Below are 19,267 nucleotides of genomic sequence, written 5' to 3'. Positions count from 1 at the left end.
GTCTGAACCACAGATTACGCGGATTTTGTGGACGATTAATAACCTAGGTTCCGATCAACAAAAAAGCCTTCCCAGCAGTGGGAAGGCTTTTTTGTTGTAAGCTTAATCAGAATTAGGAAGAGCACCGAAGCGAATCGTCCACAGAATCCGTGTAATCCGATTAATACGTCGAATTCTTAGTTCAGACTACTGCTCAGCGCAGGCAATGGTGGCGATGCTTAGCTCGGCGGCGCCAGTGGCTAGCAAGACCGCGGCGCAGGCCTCGAGCGTAGCACCCGTTGTCAGCACATCATCTACTACCAAGATGCGTTTGCCGGTAACGGCGGCTGGCTCGGCTACTTCAAACACTTCGGCCACGTTTTTCCAGCGCTCTGTACGGTTTTTGCGCGTTTGCGAATCGGTGTGCTCGGTGCGACGTAGCGCTGTAGCGCTCCAGGGTAGCGCTAAACCTAGGGCTAGCCCTTCGGCAAACGTATCGGACTGGTTGTAGCCTCGCTTGGCCAGCTTGCGCGGGTGCAGCGGCACGGGCACGATCAGGTCGAAGTCGGTAGCCAGGCCTTGGTCGGTGAGTTCGGCGCCGTACCAGCGACCCAGCACCAGCCCAATATCACGCTGGCCTTTGTACTTGAGCTGGTGCAGCAAGTGTTGTACCCGGCCCCGGCGCAGAAAGCGCAAGTAGCTCAGCGAATGGCGCAACGGCACCTTGCCCCAGAAGCGGCGAGCCAGCGGATTTTCACTGGCCGGCAGCTTGTGGTAGTCGGTGTAGGGCAACTGGGCGCGGCACATGGTGCATATGTGGTCTTCGCCGCGGGCGAGCGGCTCCGCGCAGGCCAGGCATACTTGCGGAAAGATCAGACCAAAGAAATCGGATAGCGCCGTGCGAAATAGCATATGAAATAGTGAGTTATAGCAGCCATTATCCAGAGGCCATTCCATCAGATTTCTCGCTTTGCTCGGAATGACCTAGGTAGGCTAGGTTCTTATTATCGATACTTTGTAAACCTTTGTATTCGCAAAGCCATTATCTAGCCAAGCTTTGCTGCTTAAAACTCACCCTTTCACCACTCACCATTTCGCCGGATGAGCCTAGTTACCGAATTCAACGATTACCGCGCCCGCATGAACGAGAAGATCATGGCAGCTGATAATAAGGTCATTAAGCGCTTTTTCAACCTCGACACCAACGCCTACCAGGCCGGCGCCCTCGACATCAAGACGAAGGAAATGCTAGGTCTGGCCTGCTCCATGGTGCTGCGCTGCGACGACTGCATCAAGTATCACCTGGGCAAGTGTCACGAGGAGCGCCTCACAGACGAAGAGATTTACGAGGTGTTTGCCATTGCCAACCTCATCGGCGGCAGCATCGTGATTCCGCATTTCCGCCGCGCCGTGGAGTATTGGGAAGAGCTGAAGGCAGAAGCCGTTGCACCCACGGCTCCTCATTCGCACGAAGCATGAGCTTAGACCCGCAGGAAACCGAAGCCGAGTTTGAAGCACGCTGGTGGGGCCTTATGAATGAAATGCGCGCCCGTTTCGGCAAAAAGCCGGATCTGAATGCCTTGCTTTTGCTTATTGGCGTGCAGGAGCTAGGTCAGGGCGCGGGGCCGTTCACGAAAGAGCAGAAGCAGGACCTGATGCACATTGCCACTTGCCGCCTTTTTAGCAGCTCGGGCCACTACGAGCTTGACCACATCGATGAGGATGGCTGGCCGCATTACAGGCTGCTGCGCCCGGTGCCCTTCGCCAACCTCAAGGAGCAGGAGCGCATGCTGAAGTGGCATATTCTGGAGTATTTCGACACGATTGACAACGATTGAATAATTGGCAGGAACGCGCCACGGCGCGTTCTCGTCTGCACGATCTGGCTCACGTACAGAGGAATAGCTCTGCCAATTCGGGCGAGAACGCGCCGTGGCGCGTTCCTACATCTTTCTTATCAATACCCTTTTGAAAATCATTTCTTACAACGTCAACGGCTTGCGCTCGGCGCTCAGCAAGGGTTTGCTGGACTGGGTGAAGCAAGCCGACCCCGACGTGCTTTGCTTGCAGGAAATAAAGGCTGGGAGAGAGCCGCTGGACGTTTCCGGCTTTGAAAACCTAGGTTACTATGCCTACCTGCACCCGGCTGAGAAACCCGGCTACAGCGGCGTGGCAACCTTCACGAAGCAGAAGCCGAATGCGGTAGCAATCGGCTGCGGGGTGGCCGACTACGACAGCGAAGGCCGCGTGCTACGCCTCGATTTTGACGACTGCTCTGTCCTGAACGTGTACATGCCTTCGGGCACGAGCAGCGCCGAGCGGCAGTCGTTCAAGGTGGCTTGGCTGCACTTTTTTCGGCACTATGTGGCGGAGTTAAAAGCAAGTGTGCCGCCCTTGATCATTGGCGGCGACTACAACTGTTGTCAGACCGATATTGACCTGCATAACCCCAAAGCCAACCAGAACAGTCCCGGCTTCACGCCCGAGGAGCGCCGGTGGTTTGCTGATTTTCTGCAAGATGGCTTCACCGACTCGTTCCGCCACCAACACGGCGAGGCTACCGGCCATTACTCCTGGTGGACCTTCCGTGCTGGTGCCCGCAAGCGCAATGTGGGCTGGCGGCTCGATCATCTGCTCGTGGATGATGCCCTGAAACCTAGGATTGCTGATGCCGGCTTGTTGCCCGACGCTGTGCACTCGGACCACTGCCCGGCCTGGGTGGAGCTGTAGTCGTCTGCCATCCTGAGTGCAGCGGAGCGAAGGATGATAGTAGTATTTCCCTTCGCAACCGTTCGGCACTTTTTCCCGCCGGGCCGTAGTTATACACGCAGCCAAACAAACCTTTGGCGCGCCTTTCAGATAAACCGTATCTTGCTGTAGCCTGATAACGGGCTGTTTTCATGTTGGTGGAGAAAGAACCCGTGGCTGCTACAACTTCTCAGACAACTACCGCATCCTCCGCCTTGCAACAGGTGCTCGGTCAGCTGGATGCTTTCAAGCGCAAGTTTTACCTCAACCTGCTGGTGCGCGGCGCGCTGGTAGCGGGTGGTTTGCTGCTCACGCTTTTCGTCGTTTTCAACCTGCTCGAGTACTTCCTGTACCTGCCCACCTGGGTGCGGGGCGGGTTGCTGTTTGGCTTCTTGGGGCTAGCTGTCTACGCCTTTGTGCACTGGATCTGGCAGCCGCTGGCAGCCCTTACCAACTTGCGGCGCTTACTGACGGACGAGCAGGCGGCGCGTAGGGTAGGGGAGCTGTTTCCGCAGGTACAGGATAAGCTGGTGAATGCCCTGCAGTTGCAAGGGCAAGCCCGCGAGAATGCCCTGATTGCGGCTAGCCTGGAGCAGCGCGCCGCCCAGTTCACAGGGCTGGAGTTTGCCGAAGGAATCAAGATTAAAGATCAGACCAAGCCGCTGTGGAAGTACGTGGCCGTGCCGGCTGGCGTCATTATCCTGCTGCTGCTGGTGTACCCGGCGCTGTTTGTGCAGGGCACCGAACGCATTCTGAACTACCGCCGGGCATATTCGCCGCCGGCACCGTTCCGGTTTGTGGTAGCGAATAAAGATCTGAAAGCCTTTCGCGGCGAAGATTTTAAGCTGGAAGTAGCCGTGCAGGGCGACGCCTTGCCGAACGAAATCAGCATTCTATATGGTGGCCGTGAGCGGCACCTGACCAAGGAAAGCGGCAACCGCTACAGCTACGAATTCAAGCAGTTGCAGCGCGATACGGAGTTCCAGCTATCGGCCGCGGGCTTCACTTCCGACGACTATAACCTAGCTGTGCGCGAGCGGCCTAATCTGCGCGACTTCGCCGTGCAGGTGACGTACCCCGCCTACATCGGGAAGCCCGCCGAAACCATCCGCAACACCGGCAACCTGACGGTGCCGGAAGGCAGCACGGTGCGTTGGGAGTTTGCCACCGCCGCTACCGATCAGCTACAGCTGCTTTTTAAAAGCCCTGATGAAACGGTAACGGCGACGGAAGCCAACGACCAGTTTCAGGCAACCCGCCGCGTGATGCGCAGCCAGGAATACGCCGTACGTCTGCAAAACGCGGCTAGCCTTAACCGTGACCCCATTTTATACCAGCTCACTGCCATTCCCGATCAGGTGCCGGAGGTGACGGTCGAGGCATTTGCCGACACCACTTCGCGCAACTACCTAGCCCTAGGTGGCTCAGTGCGTGATGATTACGGCCTTTCGCGCCTGGAGCTGCATTACCGCATTACCTCCACGCAAAACCCTAATGCGGGCTACAAAGCGAAGGCACTGCCGTTGCAAAGCGGGTCGGCGCAGACGTATGCCTACCAGTGGGACTTGCGGTCGTTGAACCTGAAACCGGGTGCCCGGCTGGAATACTTCGTGGAAGTGTGGGACAACGACGGAGTGCACGGCCCGAAGAGCGCCCGCACCCGGTCGGCGGAGTTCCGTTTGCCAAGCCGCGCCGATATGCAGAAGCAGCTGAATGCGCAATCGCAGTCGGTGCAGAACCAGTTGAGCCGCGCCGCGCAGCAGTCGAAGCAGCTGGAGCGCGAGCTGGCGAAGTCGGAAGACAAGCTCAAGACCAAGCGCGACCTGAGCTTCCAGGACCGCAAGCAGCTGCAAGACATGCTCAACGAAAAGCAGCAGTTTGAGCAGCAGCTGGCCGACATGAAGAAGGCGTTTGAGCAAATGAATCAGCAGCAGGACCAGCTCAACCCCAAGAGCCAGGAGCTAGCCGAAAAGGCGCAGGAGCTGCAAAAGCTCATGGAATCGTTGCTCGACCCGGAGACCAAGAAGCTCTACGAGGAACTGCAAAAGCTGCTTGAAAACCAGAAGGACGCCAACCAGATGGAAATGCAGCAGCTTCTGCAAAAGCTCGAAAACAAAGAAAATACTTTGCAGAAAGAGCTAGATAGGGCACTAGAAATGTTCAAGCAACTGCAATACGAGCAGAAGCAGGAAGCTGCTACTCAGAAGCTGGAAGAGCTAGCCAAGGAGCAGGAAAAGCTAGCTGAGAGAACTGAGCAAACCGACAAAAACAACAAGTCAGATAAAAATGACAAGTCGGCGGCGGATAAGAACAAGGACAAAGCCGACGACAAGAACAAGTCGGACAAGGGTGATATGCCTTCCGACAAAAACGACAAAGGCAACCAGGATAAGAGCAGCCAAGAGAATAAGGATCAGAAGAACAACTCGAAAGCCGACCAGCAGCAAAAACAGCAGGAGCTAAAGCAGCAGCAGGCCGAAAAGCAGCAGGAGTTCGAGGAAGTGAAAAAAGAGTTGGAAGACCTGAAGAAGATGGACCAGCAGCTCGACGGCGAAAACGGCGCCGACGAGATGAAGGAGCAACAGGAGCAGGTCGATCAGGAAATGCAGGAAAGCCAGGAGCAGCTTTCCAAAAACCAGAACCGGAAAGCTAGCCAGAGCCAGCGCAACGCGGCTCAGCAAATGCAGAAAATGGCGCAGCAGATGCGCCAGCAGCAGGAAGAAGAGGAAAGTGACCAGCAGCAGCAGAACATCGACAACCTGCGCGACATCCTGGAAAACCTCCTCAAGCTCAGCTTCGACCAGGAAGGCCTGATGAAGCAGTTTCGCCAGGTTGATCAGACCGATCCGCGCTTCGTGCAGCTAGGTCAGACGCAGCGCAAGCTCAAGGACGACGCGCGCGTGGTCCAAGATTCTCTTTATGCGTTAGCTAAGAAGGCCTTCCAAATTCGCAGCTTCGTAACTGGTCAGGTAGGCATTATGAACGGCCACATGGATGCCGCCTTGACGCAGATTCAACAGCGCAACTTACGGCTGGCAACCAGCAATCAACAGCTCGCCATGACCAGCATGAACAACCTAGCCCTCATGCTCAACGACGCGCTGAAAGATATGCAGCAAGCCCAGCGCGACGCCCAACAGGCGCAGCAGCAGGGCGGCGGCAAGTCGGGCAAGAAGAAGAAAAAAGGCAGCGCAGCTGGCGATGGGCAGCTGGGTAAGATGCAGCAGCAACTCAACCAGCAGATTCAGCAGTTGCAGCAAAGCGGCAAAACGGGCCGGGCGCTGAGCGAGGAGTTAGCCAAGCTGGCCGGTCAGCAGCAGATGCTCCGCGACGCGCTCAGCCAGCTTGAGAAGATGCAGCAAGGCAAACAAGGCCAGCAAAAAGGGATGAACAAAGATGGCCAGGGCCAAGACGGAATGGGCGGCGTAGGAGATATCAAAAAAATGATGGAACAAACCGAAACCGACCTCGTAAACAAGCGGCTGACGGAGCAGACCATTATGCGCCAACGCCAGATCATGACTCGCCTGCTGGAGGCCGAGAAATCGGCCCGCGAGCGGGACCAGGATGACAAGCGCGAAGCGCAGGCTGCCAAGAACCTGCCCCCTGTTTTTCCGCCTGCTTTTAATAAGTACAAGCAGGCGAAAGAGCGGCAAACGGAGCTGCTTCGCACAGTGCCCCCGGCTCTCACACCGTATTACCAGCGGGAGGTGAGCGAATATTTTCAGAAAATGAAATAGCCTTCTGCTACTTTTACCGCCCTCGCCCTCTCTAATTTTATGAAGCAGGTTAAAATTCAGGTTCCGTCACTTGTCGAGAACATCCGTGTAGTTGAAAGTTTCATCGACAACTCGAAGGATACTTTTCACATCGAAGATGACATTTATGGTAATATCATGGTCGCCGTGACGGAGGCCGTGAACAATGCCATTCGCCACGGCAACAAGTTCGACAAAGACAAGCATGTGAACTTGTCGCTGTACGTGGACAAGGATCGGGTGCGCTTTGAGGTTGAGGACGAAGGGGAGGGCTTTGATTATACAAACCTGATTGACCCCACGGCGCCCGAAAACCTGGAAAACCCCGGTGGTCGCGGCATCTTCCTGATTCGGCACCTGGCCGATGAGGTGGAGTTCAACAACGACGGCCGTCAGGTTTCGCTGACGTTCTTGCTCACGCATCCCTCCGATGAGTCAGCGGAGGAATCTACTTCTGAAGCATCCACCTCATCTGATCACGCCACCGCATGAACCTGCATCCACCCGGTACCGAAGGAGAAATGAACACCGGCCTGCCCGAAGAATCGCACGAGCTGCACGGCATCGAATTCCTCGTGGAAGACGTGGACTTTGAGCTAGCCGATGCCGAGGAGCTTACCTCGTGGATTGAACGGGTAGCAGAAGTGCACGAATACGAAATCGTGCAGTTGACCTATATTTTCTGTTCCGACGAATACCTGCACCGGGTGAATGTGGAGTATCTCGACCACGATACCTACACCGATGTTATCACCTTCGACAACGCCGATACGTCGGATGTAATTGAGGGAGATATCTTTATCAGTGTGGAGCGGGTACGGGAAAATGCGCAGCAGCTCGGTGTCTCGTTTCATGATGAGCTGCACCGCGTGATGATTCACGGCGTGCTGCACCTGCTTGGCTACGCCGATAAAGATTTGCTGAGCCAGACGGCCATGCGCAAAAAAGAAGATGACTGCCTGTTGTTGCGCGCCTTCTAGCCAACCTAGGTTATTACACTCCAAAACGCCTGCCTTTCCGGTGGGCGTTTTTTGTGCTAGGTTATTGCCACAGTAGCAGCCCGACTGAAGTATTCTGAAGTGGTATGTAGCGCGAAGCTCCCGCTTCGCGTATCGTTGAACGATTATCGTTGGAACGGACCTAGGCACGAGTCGTTCATCGATACGCGAAGCAGGAGCTTCGCGCTACAGCGTTCTACTAATTTGCCCGTCCGTGCTAGAATTTCTCCTGAGCTTTGAAAGGAACCTAGCTAGTCTGGCTTAGAAAACTGCGTTCTTGTTGCGCGTAAATTTCTTCTTTTTTCATGTCCGCTATTCCCCCTTCGCCAATACTCAGGGGCGATGCCCTGGATTACTACCTAGGTCAGGGCTATTACCGCATGCAGCAGGATCTGTTTACCTGCCAGTTTCTGCCCATCAACGACGGCTTTTTCACGGTTCACTGGCTGCGCCTGGTGTTGCCGCAGGTGCAGTTTGGGGCCGAGCAGCGCCGCTTGCTTCGCCTGAATCAGCCATTTTCCGTGAGCATCCGGCCTTTCCAGCTCACCGCAGAATACGAGGAACTATACGCGCGCTATCGCTTCTCCACCAACTTTGAAGCGCCGCCCACAGTCGAGTCGTTTTTACTGGCCGGGGCGGAGCGTTCGATCTTCACCACCAGCGTTATCGAAGTGCGGGATGGAGCGCAGCTTATTGCGGTGGGTATTTTCGATAGTGGGTTGCGCAGTCTGGCCGGCATCATGAACTTCTACGACCCAAGCTACCGCCGCCATAGCCTGGGCAAGTACCTGATGCTGCTGAAAATCGAGTATGCCCTTGGCCAGCAGATGCACTACTACTACCCCGGCTATCTGGTGCACGGTTATTCCAAATTCGACTATAAGCTGTTTGCCTGCCGCCCGGCCACGGAAGTGTTCGACTGCATCAGCGGCTATTGGGTGCCGTTTTCGTGGCCGGAAGTTGAGCGGCAATCGGCGGAGCTGATGGCGGCCTGGCACGACGAAGCACCGGATGCCGATGACCTGGTCTGAGTGAAAACCTAGGCCACACGGCTATGCGCAAAAGAGCCGCCGAGTGCTTATCTTTGCGCACGTTTTGAACGTGTTGCGTCAGGCTTTTACGGCTTATAGATAATCGAAACGCTCGCCGAAACGCGGGCGTTTTCTGTTTTACAGCCACCTGAGTGTAGCGCGAAGCTCCAGCTTCGCGCCCCGTTGAACGACTAGAGCTACTTATAGTGTTTATCTTCAACAATCATTATTAGCGAAGTTCAACGATGCGCGAAGCTGGAGCTTCGCGCTACTGCTTACCCGGCCATGTTTCAGCAAGAAGAATACGATGTCATTGTAGTAGGCGCCGGCCATGCGGGCTGCGAAGCCGCAGCGGCTGCCGCCAACCTAGGTTCCAAGGTGCTGCTGGTGACGATGAACATGAACACCATCGCGCAGATGTCGTGCAACCCGGCCATGGGCGGCGTGGCGAAAGGCCAGATCCTGCGCGAAGTCGACGCGCTGGGTGGCCAGAGCGGCATCGTGACCGACAAGACCATGATTCAATTCCGCATGCTGAACCGCTCGAAAGGGCCGGCCATGTGGAGCCCGCGTGCCCAGAGCGACCGGATGCGCTTCGCTGAAGAATGGCGCCTCACGCTGGAGCAAACGCTGAATGTAGACTTCTGGCAGGAAGCCGTAATGGGCTTGGTAGTCGAAAATGACACGGTAGTAGGCGTGAAAACTCAACTCGGTATCGAGTTCCGCGGCAAATCCGTTGTGCTTACGAATGGCACGTTCCTGAACGGGCTGATCCACATCGGGGAGAAAAACTTCGGTGGTGGCCGGGCGGCTGAACGCGGCAGCACGGGCATTACAGAGCAGCTGAAAGAGCTAGGTTTTGAAGCGGGGCGCATGAAAACTGGCACGCCGCCCCGCGTGGATGGCCGCTCGTTGGACTACTCCAAAATGGAAGAGCAGCCCGGCGACGAGGTGCCCAGCAAGTTCAGCTACCTGAACACGCCCGCTCTCACCAAGCAGCGGCCGTGCTACATCACCTACACCAACGCGGAGGTACACGAAATCCTGCGGGAGGGCTTCGAGAAGTCGCCAATGTTCCAGGGCCGCATCAAGGGCCTAGGTCCGCGCTACTGCCCGTCGGTGGAAGACAAAATCAACCGTTTCGCCGACAAAGACCGCCACCAGATTTTCGTGGAGCCGGAAGGCTGGAGCACGGTGGAAGTGTACGTGAACGGCTTTAGCTCGTCATTGCCCGAAGATGTGCAGTATCGCGCCTTGCGCAAAATTGCTGGCTTTGAAAACGCGAAGATGTTCCGCCCCGGCTACGCCATCGAGTACGACTTCTTCCCACCGACTCAGCTCAACCTAACGCTCGAAACCAAGCGCATCAAGAACCTGTACTTCGCCGGCCAGATCAACGGCACCACGGGCTACGAGGAAGCAGCTTGCCAGGGCCTGATGGCCGGCATCAATGCCCATAACCGCGTGCATGGCAAAGAGCCTTTCGTCCTGAAGAGGAGCGAGGCCTACATCGGCGTACTCATCGACGACTTGGTGAACAAAGGCACCGACGAGCCCTACCGCATGTTCACGAGCCGCGCAGAGCACCGCATTTTGCTGCGCCAGGACAACGCCGACCTGCGCCTCACGCCGCTGGGTTATGCCCTAGGTCTTGCTTCGGAAGAGCGCATGGAATTGGTGCGCCAAAAGGAGAATGAAACCGCCGAAGTGCTGGAATACCTCAAGAATAAAACCATCGAACCCGCCGAAATCAACGGCATGCTGACGGAGCTAGGTTCGGCCACGATCAGCGAGAAAACCCGCGCCGTGAACCTGCTGCGCCGCCCCAACATTGAGCTGGCCGACCTCACGCGCACCTTGCCAACCATGGCCTTAGAGTTAGCTCCGTATCTACCCGACAGTCTGGAGCAGGCGGTTATTACCATCAAATACGAAAGTTATATTCAGAAGGAACACCAGCAAGCCGGGCGCTTAGCCGAGTTGGAAAACTTCGTCATTCAAGGCCGCCTCGACTACAAGCAGATGCCGGCCCTGTCGCACGAAGCCCGCGAGAAGCTCTTGCGCGTGCAGCCCGAAACCATTGGCCAAGCGGCCCGCATCAGCGGCGTGTCTCCCGCCGATATTTCGGTGCTGATGGTGTACCTTGGGAAGTAAATCAATGAGCAATTATCAATGAACAATGAGCAATGGCTGTTCTGTCGGGCTCGTGGTCATTGTTCATTGCTCATTGTTCATTGATAATTGAACACGCGTGTCTTACGAACGTCTGGAGAAGTGCCCGGTGTGCGGAAAAACTGAATTCCGCAACAAGCTGGTAGTAGAAGATAAGTCGGTTAGCAAGGAAAGCTTTGCCATCGTGCAGTGCACGGCGTGTAGCTTTCAATTTACCAATCCGCGGCCGGATGCGGCCAGCATTGGGCGCTACTACGAGTCGGACGCGTACGTGTCGCACAACAGCGCGGCGGCGGGCCTGATCAACCAGGCGTACAAAGTAGCACGCTTCTTCACGATGCGCCGTAAGGTGGCGCTGCTCAATAAAGTAGCGCCGCGCAAAGGCAAAATCCTTGATTACGGCTGCGGCACGGGCCACTTTCTGGCTGCTTGCAAGGCCAACGGCTGGCAGGTGCAGGGCTTGGAACCTAGCCCCCGCGCCCGCGCCGAAGCCACGGAGCGCGTCGGCAAACCGATTGAAGCCGACAACCTAGGTTCCTTTGAGGCTGGCTCCTTCGAGGCGATTACGCTCTGGCACGTACTCGAACACGTTCATGATCTGAACGATACCCTGCGGCAGCTCATCGGCTTGTTGAAGCCCGAGGGTACGCTCATCATCGCCGTGCCCAATGTTGACAGCCCGGATGCGCAGCACTACCGCCAAGATTGGGCCGCCTACGATGTGCCGCGTCATTTGTACCATTTCAGCCCGAAAACCCTTACCCAGCTGCTGAAAAAGCACAAAATGCAGGTGCAGCAAACCCTGCCCATGCCGCTGGACGCCTACTACGTGAGTATGCTCAGCGAGAAAAACCGCGCCGAGCGGGGCGAGGGCCTGTTGGCAGTGCTGCGCACCGGCTACCAGTCGAACCTGCAAGCAGCCCGGCGCGACGGTAATTATTCGAGCCTGATTTACGTGGCGAGCCGCCGACTGGTGGGGTAGGGGAGGGGCTAGGTCTGGCGGAGCTTATGCTAACTTGGCGGCCGTATTCGTTACTACCGACTTCTTCATCGCCAGGCTGTCATGCTGAGCTGGTCGAAGCATCGCTACCACCAAAGTAACTTCTAATTACCATTGCAGTAGCGATGCTTCGACCAGCTCAGCATGACGGTCTGGTTTAGATTAAGCTTCTGCTTACTGTCATCACCTCTTAGTTCTGATTACCACTGCATGTCTGTTCGTTGTTTGCTGTCTGTTCTTTCCGGGGTTGCCCTGCTGAGTGGTTGCGCCGCCATTAGCTCGCCCCAAGGCGGACCGCGTGATAAGGAGGCACCAAAGCTGACCAACAGCATTCCGGCCAACGGCGCCCGCAACGTGACGAGCCGGTCGATCCGGCTGGAATTTTCGGAGACGGTGCAGCTCAAGGATTTGCAGAAAAACCTGGTTGTGGCCCCGGTTATCTCCGATTCCAACCGCTACAAAATGCGCCAGGAACGCACGGCGCTTACCCTGACTTACGAGAAGCCGCTCGCCCCGAATACCACGTATTCGTTCAACTTCGGCAACGCCATCACCGACATCACGGAGAGTAATGTGGTCGCCAATCCGATTGTGGCGTTCAGCACGGGTGCCGAGCTGGATTCGGGTAAGGTGAACGGCCGGGTAACGGATCTGCTCATGGCCAAACCCGCCGGCGAGGTAGCCGTGATGCTGTATCCGGAGCAGGACACGGCCAACATTCGCCGCGGACGGCCTTATTACCTCACGCACACCGACAAGCAGGGCCGCTACGCGTTTCGCTACCTCAAGGAAGGTTCCTACAGGTTGTTTGCGTTGGCCGACAAAAACCAGAATAACCGCTACAACGAGGGCGAGAAAATTGCCTACCTGCCCGACCTGATTACGGTGCAGGCGGGGCTCGACTCCGTACACCTGATCATGACGCGCCCCGACGCGCGTGGGCCTTTGGCAACCAGCCAAACGCCCGGACCCGTTCAGTTTCGGGTTGGGTTCAACGAAGGCCTGACGCAAGCTAACCTAGCTCCCTTGGCTTCGCCAACCACTGCTCCGGCCGGCCTGAACGATGCCGTGCAGCTAGCCGAAGGCGGCAAAACCGTGGTACTCTACAAGACCAGCGCCTTGTCGGAAGGCCGCTACGTGCTGGCCGCCACCGACAGTGTCGGCAACTCCTCCCGCGACACCCTGAACGTGCGGTTTCCCGGCACGCCGCCGCCCCGGCGCGGCGCGGCCTACACCGTGGAAGGCAACCCCAAAGAAATAAATGCCCAGGGCCAACTCCGGATTCAGTTCGTTGATCCGGTGCGGCTGATAGCTGATAAGCCTTTCGGGACGCTGGTAGAAGACTCAGTGCGTCGGCGGCCGCTCCGCATTCCGGCCGATGCCGTGCTCAGCCCCGACCGCACGCAGCTGACGATTTCGCCGAATACCAAAGCGAAAAACACGATCATTGTGCAGCTCGATAGCACCGTGCTGACGGCCGTCACGGACCGGCCCCTGCGGCTGCGCCCTATCCGGCTGCGCATCACGGAGCAGTCTAGCACCGGCAGTCTGGCGGGCACAATTGACACCAAGTATCCGAAGTTTCAGCTTCAGGTTATCAACAACGAGTTTCAACCCGTAGCGGTGCTGAACAATCCGAAAGGCACGTTCCGCTTCGACAACCTAGCTCCTGGCACGTACCGTCTGCGGGTGCTCGTCGATGCCGATGGCGACGGCACCTGGCGCTCTGGCGACCCTAATCTGAAGCGGCCCGCTGAGCCCGTGTACTTCGGCCCCACTATTCCGCCCGTGCGCGCCAACTGGGAGCAGGAAGGCATCAAGCTGAAGTTTTAGTCAGCCTAGGTTATACCTAGCCCCAGCGGGGCAACACCTAGGTTGGGTGTCGCCCCGCTGGGGCTAGGTCGTTTCTAATGGCTGTGTTCTAGCGATTTACCGCTCCGCTGAGGCTACGTTCGCTTACTCCACAATCTGACTAAGCTAGCTTCCTCACGTTGTCATCCTGACGCAGGAAGGACCTTATCACGCGTGAACGACAGCCATAACAATGACTCCTTCAACTGGCCGTAGGTCCTTCCTGCATCAGGATGGCAAGAGGTGGGTTTTGCCTTCCAAGGCTCCTGTTCCTTGTTCAACCATCTTCCCCACCTAGCTTATCCACAGCGAAAGGTTCGTTTCCGATTTGTCAGGGTCCTTTCCACACGTATTCCACATAGTTTTCCACTGCCTAATAGCCAATCCACATAAAGTGTGGATAATGATGGGGAAACGTGGGGATAACTCGTGGAGAAAAAGAGGATAAGTTTTTTTGTAGTTCACAATTACACCACAGGTGAAATTGAGTGTGGATAAGCGTGGATAACTTCACACGAAAAAGAACCTAATCCACACCGGCTGTTTACTGTGGATTGTGGATTCGTGGATAACTATGTGGATTGTTAATAAATCATACAAAGTATTGGCTTTTAGTGTTTTATTATCCACACACCCTGTTGATAGACGGTGTATAAATCCAAACTTGTACACAAGTTTTCCCCGCTGTGGATAACAATTATTTGTTATCCACTTATTAACACCCCTAACGACAGGGGATTAAAAAGATTTATTTAAAAAATATTTTTTCAAAAGTTATTAACGGTGTGGAAAACTGAAACCGGTTTCAGTTTTCCGAAATTCAGCCAGGCAGGTAAAGCGAATAAAGTGTGGGTGCCGCAATCGGAAAGTTGTAGGCGGTGGGCAAGTAGCGGAACCTAGGTACCTAGGTCGGTGAAAGGTGGAAAAGCTAGCCTGCCCGGCAGCCGGCGTAGGATTTACCGGGCACAAGTATGTTCAACAGGTTCACCAGTAGCTGGTTAGTGCCTAAGTTATCCACTTTTCCACATAAGCAGATGTGGAAAACCATGGAGAAGCTAGCTATCGAACCCTGACTTGGCGTATAAGACGCAACAGCTGCGCTGCGTTTATGCCCTTCGACTACAACCTAGATTTCCACACCACCGACTTTCGGCGGCAGCCGGAGCTGTACCGCGTGGGCAAGGGCGAGCAGGGCGTGCTGCTGGTGGAGCCGTACAAGTCGGAGATTCTGCCGCACTGGCGCTTTCGCACGCCCGAGGTAGCCCAGGAATCATCGGAGCGCATCTATGAGCTGTTTCTGGCTTACCTGAAAGCCGAGGATTTTGTGGGCGCCGACATGGCACGCAAGTTCCTGCAAATGGGCTTCACCAGGGCCCGGCGCTACGCCAACCACCGCGGCGGCAAGAAATACGACGGCCCCGTGCCCGCCGATAAGAAAGGCCAGAGCGGCGCCCACGGCCGCGCCGAGCTGCCCCGCGCCCCCGAAGACCCTGAGAAAGCAGCCGCTGCGGCCATCTTCAAGCAGAAATGGGACGACGCTCAGCACCACCCCGAGTACGTGCAGCAGCGGGCCTTATTTGAGACGCAGTACGGCCGCTGACCGCCGAATACCTACCTTTAACTTCCCAAAACACTACTTGCCTAACGCTATGCAAACGCCCCAACCCCAATCAGCCGGTACGGCAGAAAACGAAATCGTGCTAGGCACCGGCATGGGTCCGCTCCGGTTTGGTGCTTCCATGGACGAGGTTCGCGCCCTGATGGGCGAACCGGAAGAAATCGAAGAATCGGACGAAGACGACGAGTTTGAGCACCAGGCTTGGAACTACCTCGACGAGGGTTACTCGCTGTACTTCGACCGGGAAGACGACTACCGCCTGAGCTGCATCGAAACCGACGACCCCGATATGCGTCTCTACGGCGAGCAGATTCATGGCAAGTCGCAGCAGGAAATTCAGGACCTAATGCGCCGCCACGGCCACGAAACCAGCGAGATAGAAAAGATGGATACTGGCGAAGTGCGCCTCTCCTACGAAAAGGAAATGATTGACCTTTACTTTGATGAGGATGAGCTACAGTTCGTCAACTTCGGTGTGTTCATCAACGATGACTTGGAAGTCCAATGGCCAAGCTAGGTCTGAGTTATCCACAAAACCTAGCTTTTTGGGTGTGGATAAGTGGATAACTCACTCATAACCCGTAGTATTAGAGAAGTCTTTCCTGAATAAAGATAATTTGTAATCCTATTTGGTTTTGCACTTCAAAAGTACTAAAGGCAAAAAAGCCGCTCTTCAGGAGCGGCTTTTTTGTTGTAATTCCAAGATTGTTGTCCAGCTTAAAGAATAGCGCGGAACAGCAGAAAGATGCCGCCGGCCAGGAACATCGTGACGGGCAGGGTGAGTACCCAGGCCAGCGCAATGTTGCGCACCATCTGTGGGTTCAGGTTCTTGATGCCGCGGTTAGCCACCATCGAGCCGGCAATGGCGGACGACAGTACGTGGGTGGTGCTGGTGGGCAAGCCGAAGGCCGTGCTCATGCCAATCATGCTGGCGGCTACCAGCTCCGAGGAAGCGCCTTGCGCGTAGGTCAGGTGCTCTTTGCCGATTCGCTCGCCAATGGTTTTCACGATGCGCTGCCAGCCGATCATGGTACCTAGGCCCAGCGAAACCGACACGATGATCAGCACCCATTTCGGGGCGTAGTCGGTGAAGGTGCGCATCTCCTTGATGGCTGAGTCGTACTGCTCACGGTCGGCGGTGCTGATGGGGAGCTGCTTGCTGGCTACCAGCTTGGAAGCCCGGTTGTTGAGCAGCAGAATGTCGCGACGAATCTCGAAGCGCGTGTTTTGCGGGAGCTGATCGATGCTGGTTTTGCCGGCGAAGATGCGGTCTAGGTCGTCCGTCTGCTTTTTAGAATCAGCTAGTAACTGCTGATCGGTGGCGCTCAACTCCGCCGGATTTACTTTACGCAGTACCTGCTCCACCTTCGTCAGCGAGTCGCGCATGTCCAGCGGGTTCAGGTCTTTGTTGAGGGCATAGAACGTGGGCACGATACCGATCAGAATCAGCATCACCAGGCCTACACCTTTCTGGCCGTCGTTGGAGCCGTGGAAAAAGCTCACCAGCGTACAGGTCACGATCAGGATCAGGCGAATCCAGAGGGGCGGGGGCTTACGCTTGTGCGGCTCCTTGAAGATGGCTTTGCTGCGGATAAAGCGCTTCAGCAAAAACATCATCACGATGGTGAGCGAAAAGCCGAAAATGGGGCTGATCAGCAGCGCCAGGCCAGTTTCGCCCGCTTTGGTCCAGTTGACGGCGGCGCCGCGCGAGTCGGGCAAAAAGGAAAACGCAATGCCCACCCCTAGGATAGAACCAATGAGGGCATGGGAACTGGACGACGGCAGGCCGTAGTACCAAGTGCCAACGTTCCAGATGATGGCCGCCACGATAAGCGCGCCCACCATCGCAATGCCGTGGTACACGTTCTGGTCGACGAGGCTCTCGACGGGCAGCAGGTACACGATGCCCATCGCAACCCCAATACCGCCGGCAAACACGCCGATAAAATTCCAGAAGGCCGACCAGATAACCGCCACCCACGGCCGCAGGGTGTTGGTGTAGATAACCGTCGCCACGGCGTTGGCCGTGTCGTGGAAACCGTTGACAAATTCGAAGGCGCAGGCTGCCAGCAAACAGGCAAGCAGCATCAGCAGCACATGAGGCTCTAAGCCAAGCATAAGGGGTGAGTTAAAGTAAAATCAAATTTTGGGCAGTCAAAGGTAGGTTGGCCCGCAAAGGCGGCAAGATTATGAAATTGTTACGAACCACTGATTTTTATGACGCTGAACAGACCTAGGTTCAATTGCCGGAGGCAGTGAATTGAACGTCATTTCGACCAACGGGAGAAATCTCGCGTGCTCCGTTAGAACGTCATGCTTCATCTGGCGTCCGCTTGTTGAAACATCTCGCGTGCAAAGGTTGTGATGGGAATCCTCATGATTGAAGTTAGCATTGCACGCGAGATTTCTCCCGTTGGTCGAAATGACCGGCTGTGGGGCTAACCTAGGTCTGGTGCGTATAGTAACGTAACGAAGACTCAAAAAGCTGACTATTGTGCCGGGTTAAAATGACCCCATACTAGCTTAGGACTAGAATCATAAAAATCAGCGGTCTACTTTTGCAGCTATGAGCAATCCGACGCAAAAACCTTCCCTCGAAAATACCCAACTCAAGGACATTGTGGCCCACGCCAAGGAATACGGCTTCGTATTTCCGTCGTCCGAAATCTACGATGGTCTGGCGGCCGTGTACGACTATGGCCCCAACGGCGTAGAGCTGAAGAACAACCTGAAGCAGCTGTGGTGGCGGGCCATGACCCAGCTCAACCAGAACGTGGTGGGCATTGATGCGGCCATCTTCATGCACCCGCTGACCTGGAAAGCTTCCGGTCACGTTGATGGCTTCAACGACCCGCTCATCGACAACCTGGACTCGAAGAAGCGCTACCGCGCCGACGTGCTCATCGAAGACAAAGCAGCCGAGTTGGCCAAGCAAGGCGACCAGGCCGGCGCCGACATCCTGCTGGCCGACATGGGCCGCCTGCTGACGGCTGAAGACCTAGGTGGTGTGCGCCAGCTCATTATCGACTATAAGATTACCTGCCCCGTATCGGGCACCGCCAACTGGACCGACGTGCGCCAGTTCAACCTGATGTACTCGACGCAGGGCAGCGCAGTGGAAGGCGACGCCGCCCAGATTTACCTGCGCCCCGAAACCGCCCAAGGCATTTTCGTGAACTTCCTGAACGTGCAGAAGTCGGCGCGGATGAAGATTCCGTTTGGTATCGCCCAGATTGGCAAGGCCTTCCGCAACGAGATTGTGGCCCGGCAGTTCATTTTCCGGATGCGCGAATTCGAGCAGATGGAAATGCAATTCTTCATCCGCCCTGGCAGCGAGATGGAGTGGTACAACAAGTGGAAAGAAACGCGGCACCGCTGGCACCAGGCCGTCGGTCTGCCCGCTGAAAAGCTCCGCTTCCACGACCACGATAAGCTGGCCCACTACGCCAACGCCGCCGTGGACATCGAGTTTGAATTCCCGTTTGGCTTCAAGGAAATCGAAGGCATTCACTCCCGCACCGACTTCGACCTTTCGCAGCACCAGGCGCTGTCAAAGAAAAAGCAGCAGTACTTCGACAACGACCTGGACCCCGAAACCGGCAAACCCTACGGCAACTACGTGCCTTATGTGGTGGAAACCTCCGTCGGCGCTGACCGCCTGTTCCTGGCTACGCTGTGCCAGGCCTTCACGGAGGAAACCATTACGGAAGGCGAAGGCGAGAAGGAGCAGACCAAGACGCGCACCTTCCTGAAGCTGCATCCGGCTCTGGCACCGATAAAAGCCGCCATTTTCCCGCTGGTGCGCAAAGACGGTTTGCCCGAGAAAGCCGAGCAGATTTTCGACGAGCTGCGCCACGATTTCCGCCTGATCTACGAAGACCGCGACGCCATCGGCAAGCGCTACACGCGCCAGGACCTGATTGGCACGCCCTTCTGCATCGCCGTCGACCATCAGACGCTGGAAGACGACACCGTGACCGTGCGCCACCGCGACTCCCGCGAGCAGACCCGCATGCCGATTTCGGAGCTACGCTCTTATATCGGTGAGGCCGTGAGCTTCCGCCGCATTTTCGAGCAGCTGTAACCTAGGCTAGGTTAGCTTCATCACGTAA

General features: G+C 56.1%; 15 protein-coding genes. 13 read left to right on the top strand and 2 right to left on the bottom strand.

Translation table 11 applies throughout. The annotated features are described in order from the left end of the window. Positions 1-186: 186 nt before the first annotated feature. Positions 187-891 (bottom strand): ComF family protein, encoded by a 705-nt coding sequence (locus tag IEX74_RS06255; RefSeq protein WP_188812195.1) that lies wholly within the window; start codon positions 889-891, stop codon positions 187-189. 189 nt (positions 892-1,080) lie between these two features. Between IEX74_RS06255 and IEX74_RS06250 the strand changes: the two genes are divergently transcribed. The 12 genes from IEX74_RS06250 to IEX74_RS06195 all read left to right on the top strand — a co-directional run bounded on the left by IEX74_RS06250 (position 1,081) and on the right by IEX74_RS06195 (position 15,672). Beyond that, positions 1,081-1,458 (top strand): carboxymuconolactone decarboxylase family protein, encoded by a 378-nt coding sequence (locus IEX74_RS06250; protein ID WP_188812193.1) that lies wholly within the window; start codon positions 1,081-1,083, stop codon positions 1,456-1,458. Then, positions 1,455-1,817 (top strand): hypothetical protein, encoded by a 363-nt coding sequence (locus IEX74_RS06245; protein ID WP_188812191.1) that lies wholly within the window; start codon positions 1,455-1,457, stop codon positions 1,815-1,817. Before IEX74_RS06250 ends, IEX74_RS06245 begins: the two co-directional genes overlap by 4 nt. A 130-nt stretch (positions 1,818-1,947) precedes the next feature. Continuing rightward, positions 1,948-2,709 (top strand): exodeoxyribonuclease III, encoded by a 762-nt coding sequence (locus tag IEX74_RS06240; protein WP_188812189.1) that lies wholly within the window; start codon positions 1,948-1,950, stop codon positions 2,707-2,709. Between the two features lie 242 nt (positions 2,710-2,951). Then, positions 2,952-6,467, top strand: a complete 3,516-nt coding sequence (locus IEX74_RS06235) for a DUF4175 family protein (protein WP_229755156.1) — start codon at positions 2,952-2,954, stop codon at positions 6,465-6,467. A 39-nt stretch (positions 6,468-6,506) separates the two neighbouring features. Next, entirely contained in the window at positions 6,507-6,977 is a 471-nt protein-coding gene (locus IEX74_RS06230) for an ATP-binding protein (protein WP_188812185.1), read from the top strand. After that, on the top strand, positions 6,974-7,465 hold the full coding sequence (gene ybeY, locus IEX74_RS06225; RefSeq protein ID WP_308421112.1) for an rRNA maturation RNase YbeY: 492 nt from the start codon (positions 6,974-6,976) through the stop codon (positions 7,463-7,465). Before IEX74_RS06230 ends, ybeY begins: the two co-directional genes overlap by 4 nt. Positions 7,466-7,788: 323 nt before the next feature. Beyond that, a complete protein-coding gene (locus tag IEX74_RS06220; protein ID WP_188812183.1) occupies positions 7,789-8,514 on the top strand; it encodes a GNAT family N-acetyltransferase in 726 nt (241 codons plus the stop codon). A gap of 285 nt (positions 8,515-8,799) precedes the next feature. Next, positions 8,800-10,668, top strand: a complete 1,869-nt coding sequence (gene mnmG / locus IEX74_RS06215) for a tRNA uridine-5-carboxymethylaminomethyl(34) synthesis enzyme MnmG (protein WP_188812181.1) — start codon at positions 8,800-8,802, stop codon at positions 10,666-10,668. 97 nt (positions 10,669-10,765) lie between these two features. Continuing rightward, the gene (locus tag IEX74_RS06210) at positions 10,766-11,668 is read left to right on the top strand and encodes a class I SAM-dependent methyltransferase (protein ID WP_188812179.1); all 903 of its coding nucleotides are present in this window, start codon (positions 10,766-10,768) and stop codon (positions 11,666-11,668) included. 228 nt (positions 11,669-11,896) lie between these two features. After that, positions 11,897-13,519: an Ig-like domain-containing domain gene (locus tag IEX74_RS06205; RefSeq protein WP_188812177.1), complete on the top strand. Its 1,623-nt coding sequence runs from the start codon at positions 11,897-11,899 to the stop codon at positions 13,517-13,519. 1,126 nt (positions 13,520-14,645) lie between these two features. Next, positions 14,646-15,137: a DUF4385 domain-containing protein gene (locus tag IEX74_RS06200; RefSeq protein ID WP_188812175.1), complete on the top strand. Its 492-nt coding sequence runs from the start codon at positions 14,646-14,648 to the stop codon at positions 15,135-15,137. A gap of 49 nt (positions 15,138-15,186) precedes the next feature. Then, positions 15,187-15,672: a hypothetical protein gene (locus IEX74_RS06195; protein WP_188812173.1), complete on the top strand. Its 486-nt coding sequence runs from the start codon at positions 15,187-15,189 to the stop codon at positions 15,670-15,672. A gap of 200 nt (positions 15,673-15,872) precedes the next feature. Here IEX74_RS06195 and IEX74_RS06190 read toward each other — a convergent pair whose 3' ends face one another. Further along, complete coding sequence (locus tag IEX74_RS06190) at positions 15,873-17,273, bottom strand: inorganic phosphate transporter (RefSeq protein WP_188812171.1); 1,401 nt, start codon at positions 17,271-17,273, stop codon at positions 15,873-15,875. Positions 17,274-17,721: 448 nt separating this feature from the next. Between IEX74_RS06190 and IEX74_RS06185 the strand changes: the two genes are divergently transcribed. Next, positions 17,722-19,239 (top strand): glycine--tRNA ligase, encoded by a 1,518-nt coding sequence (locus IEX74_RS06185; protein WP_188812169.1) that lies wholly within the window; start codon positions 17,722-17,724, stop codon positions 19,237-19,239. The last annotated feature ends 28 nt before the right edge of the window (positions 19,240-19,267 follow it).

This window comes from Hymenobacter cavernae (assembly GCF_014641455.1).
Classification (GTDB): Bacteria; Bacteroidota; Bacteroidia; order Cytophagales; family Hymenobacteraceae; genus Hymenobacter; species Hymenobacter cavernae.
This window is presented reverse-complemented; position numbering and strand designations above follow the sequence as displayed.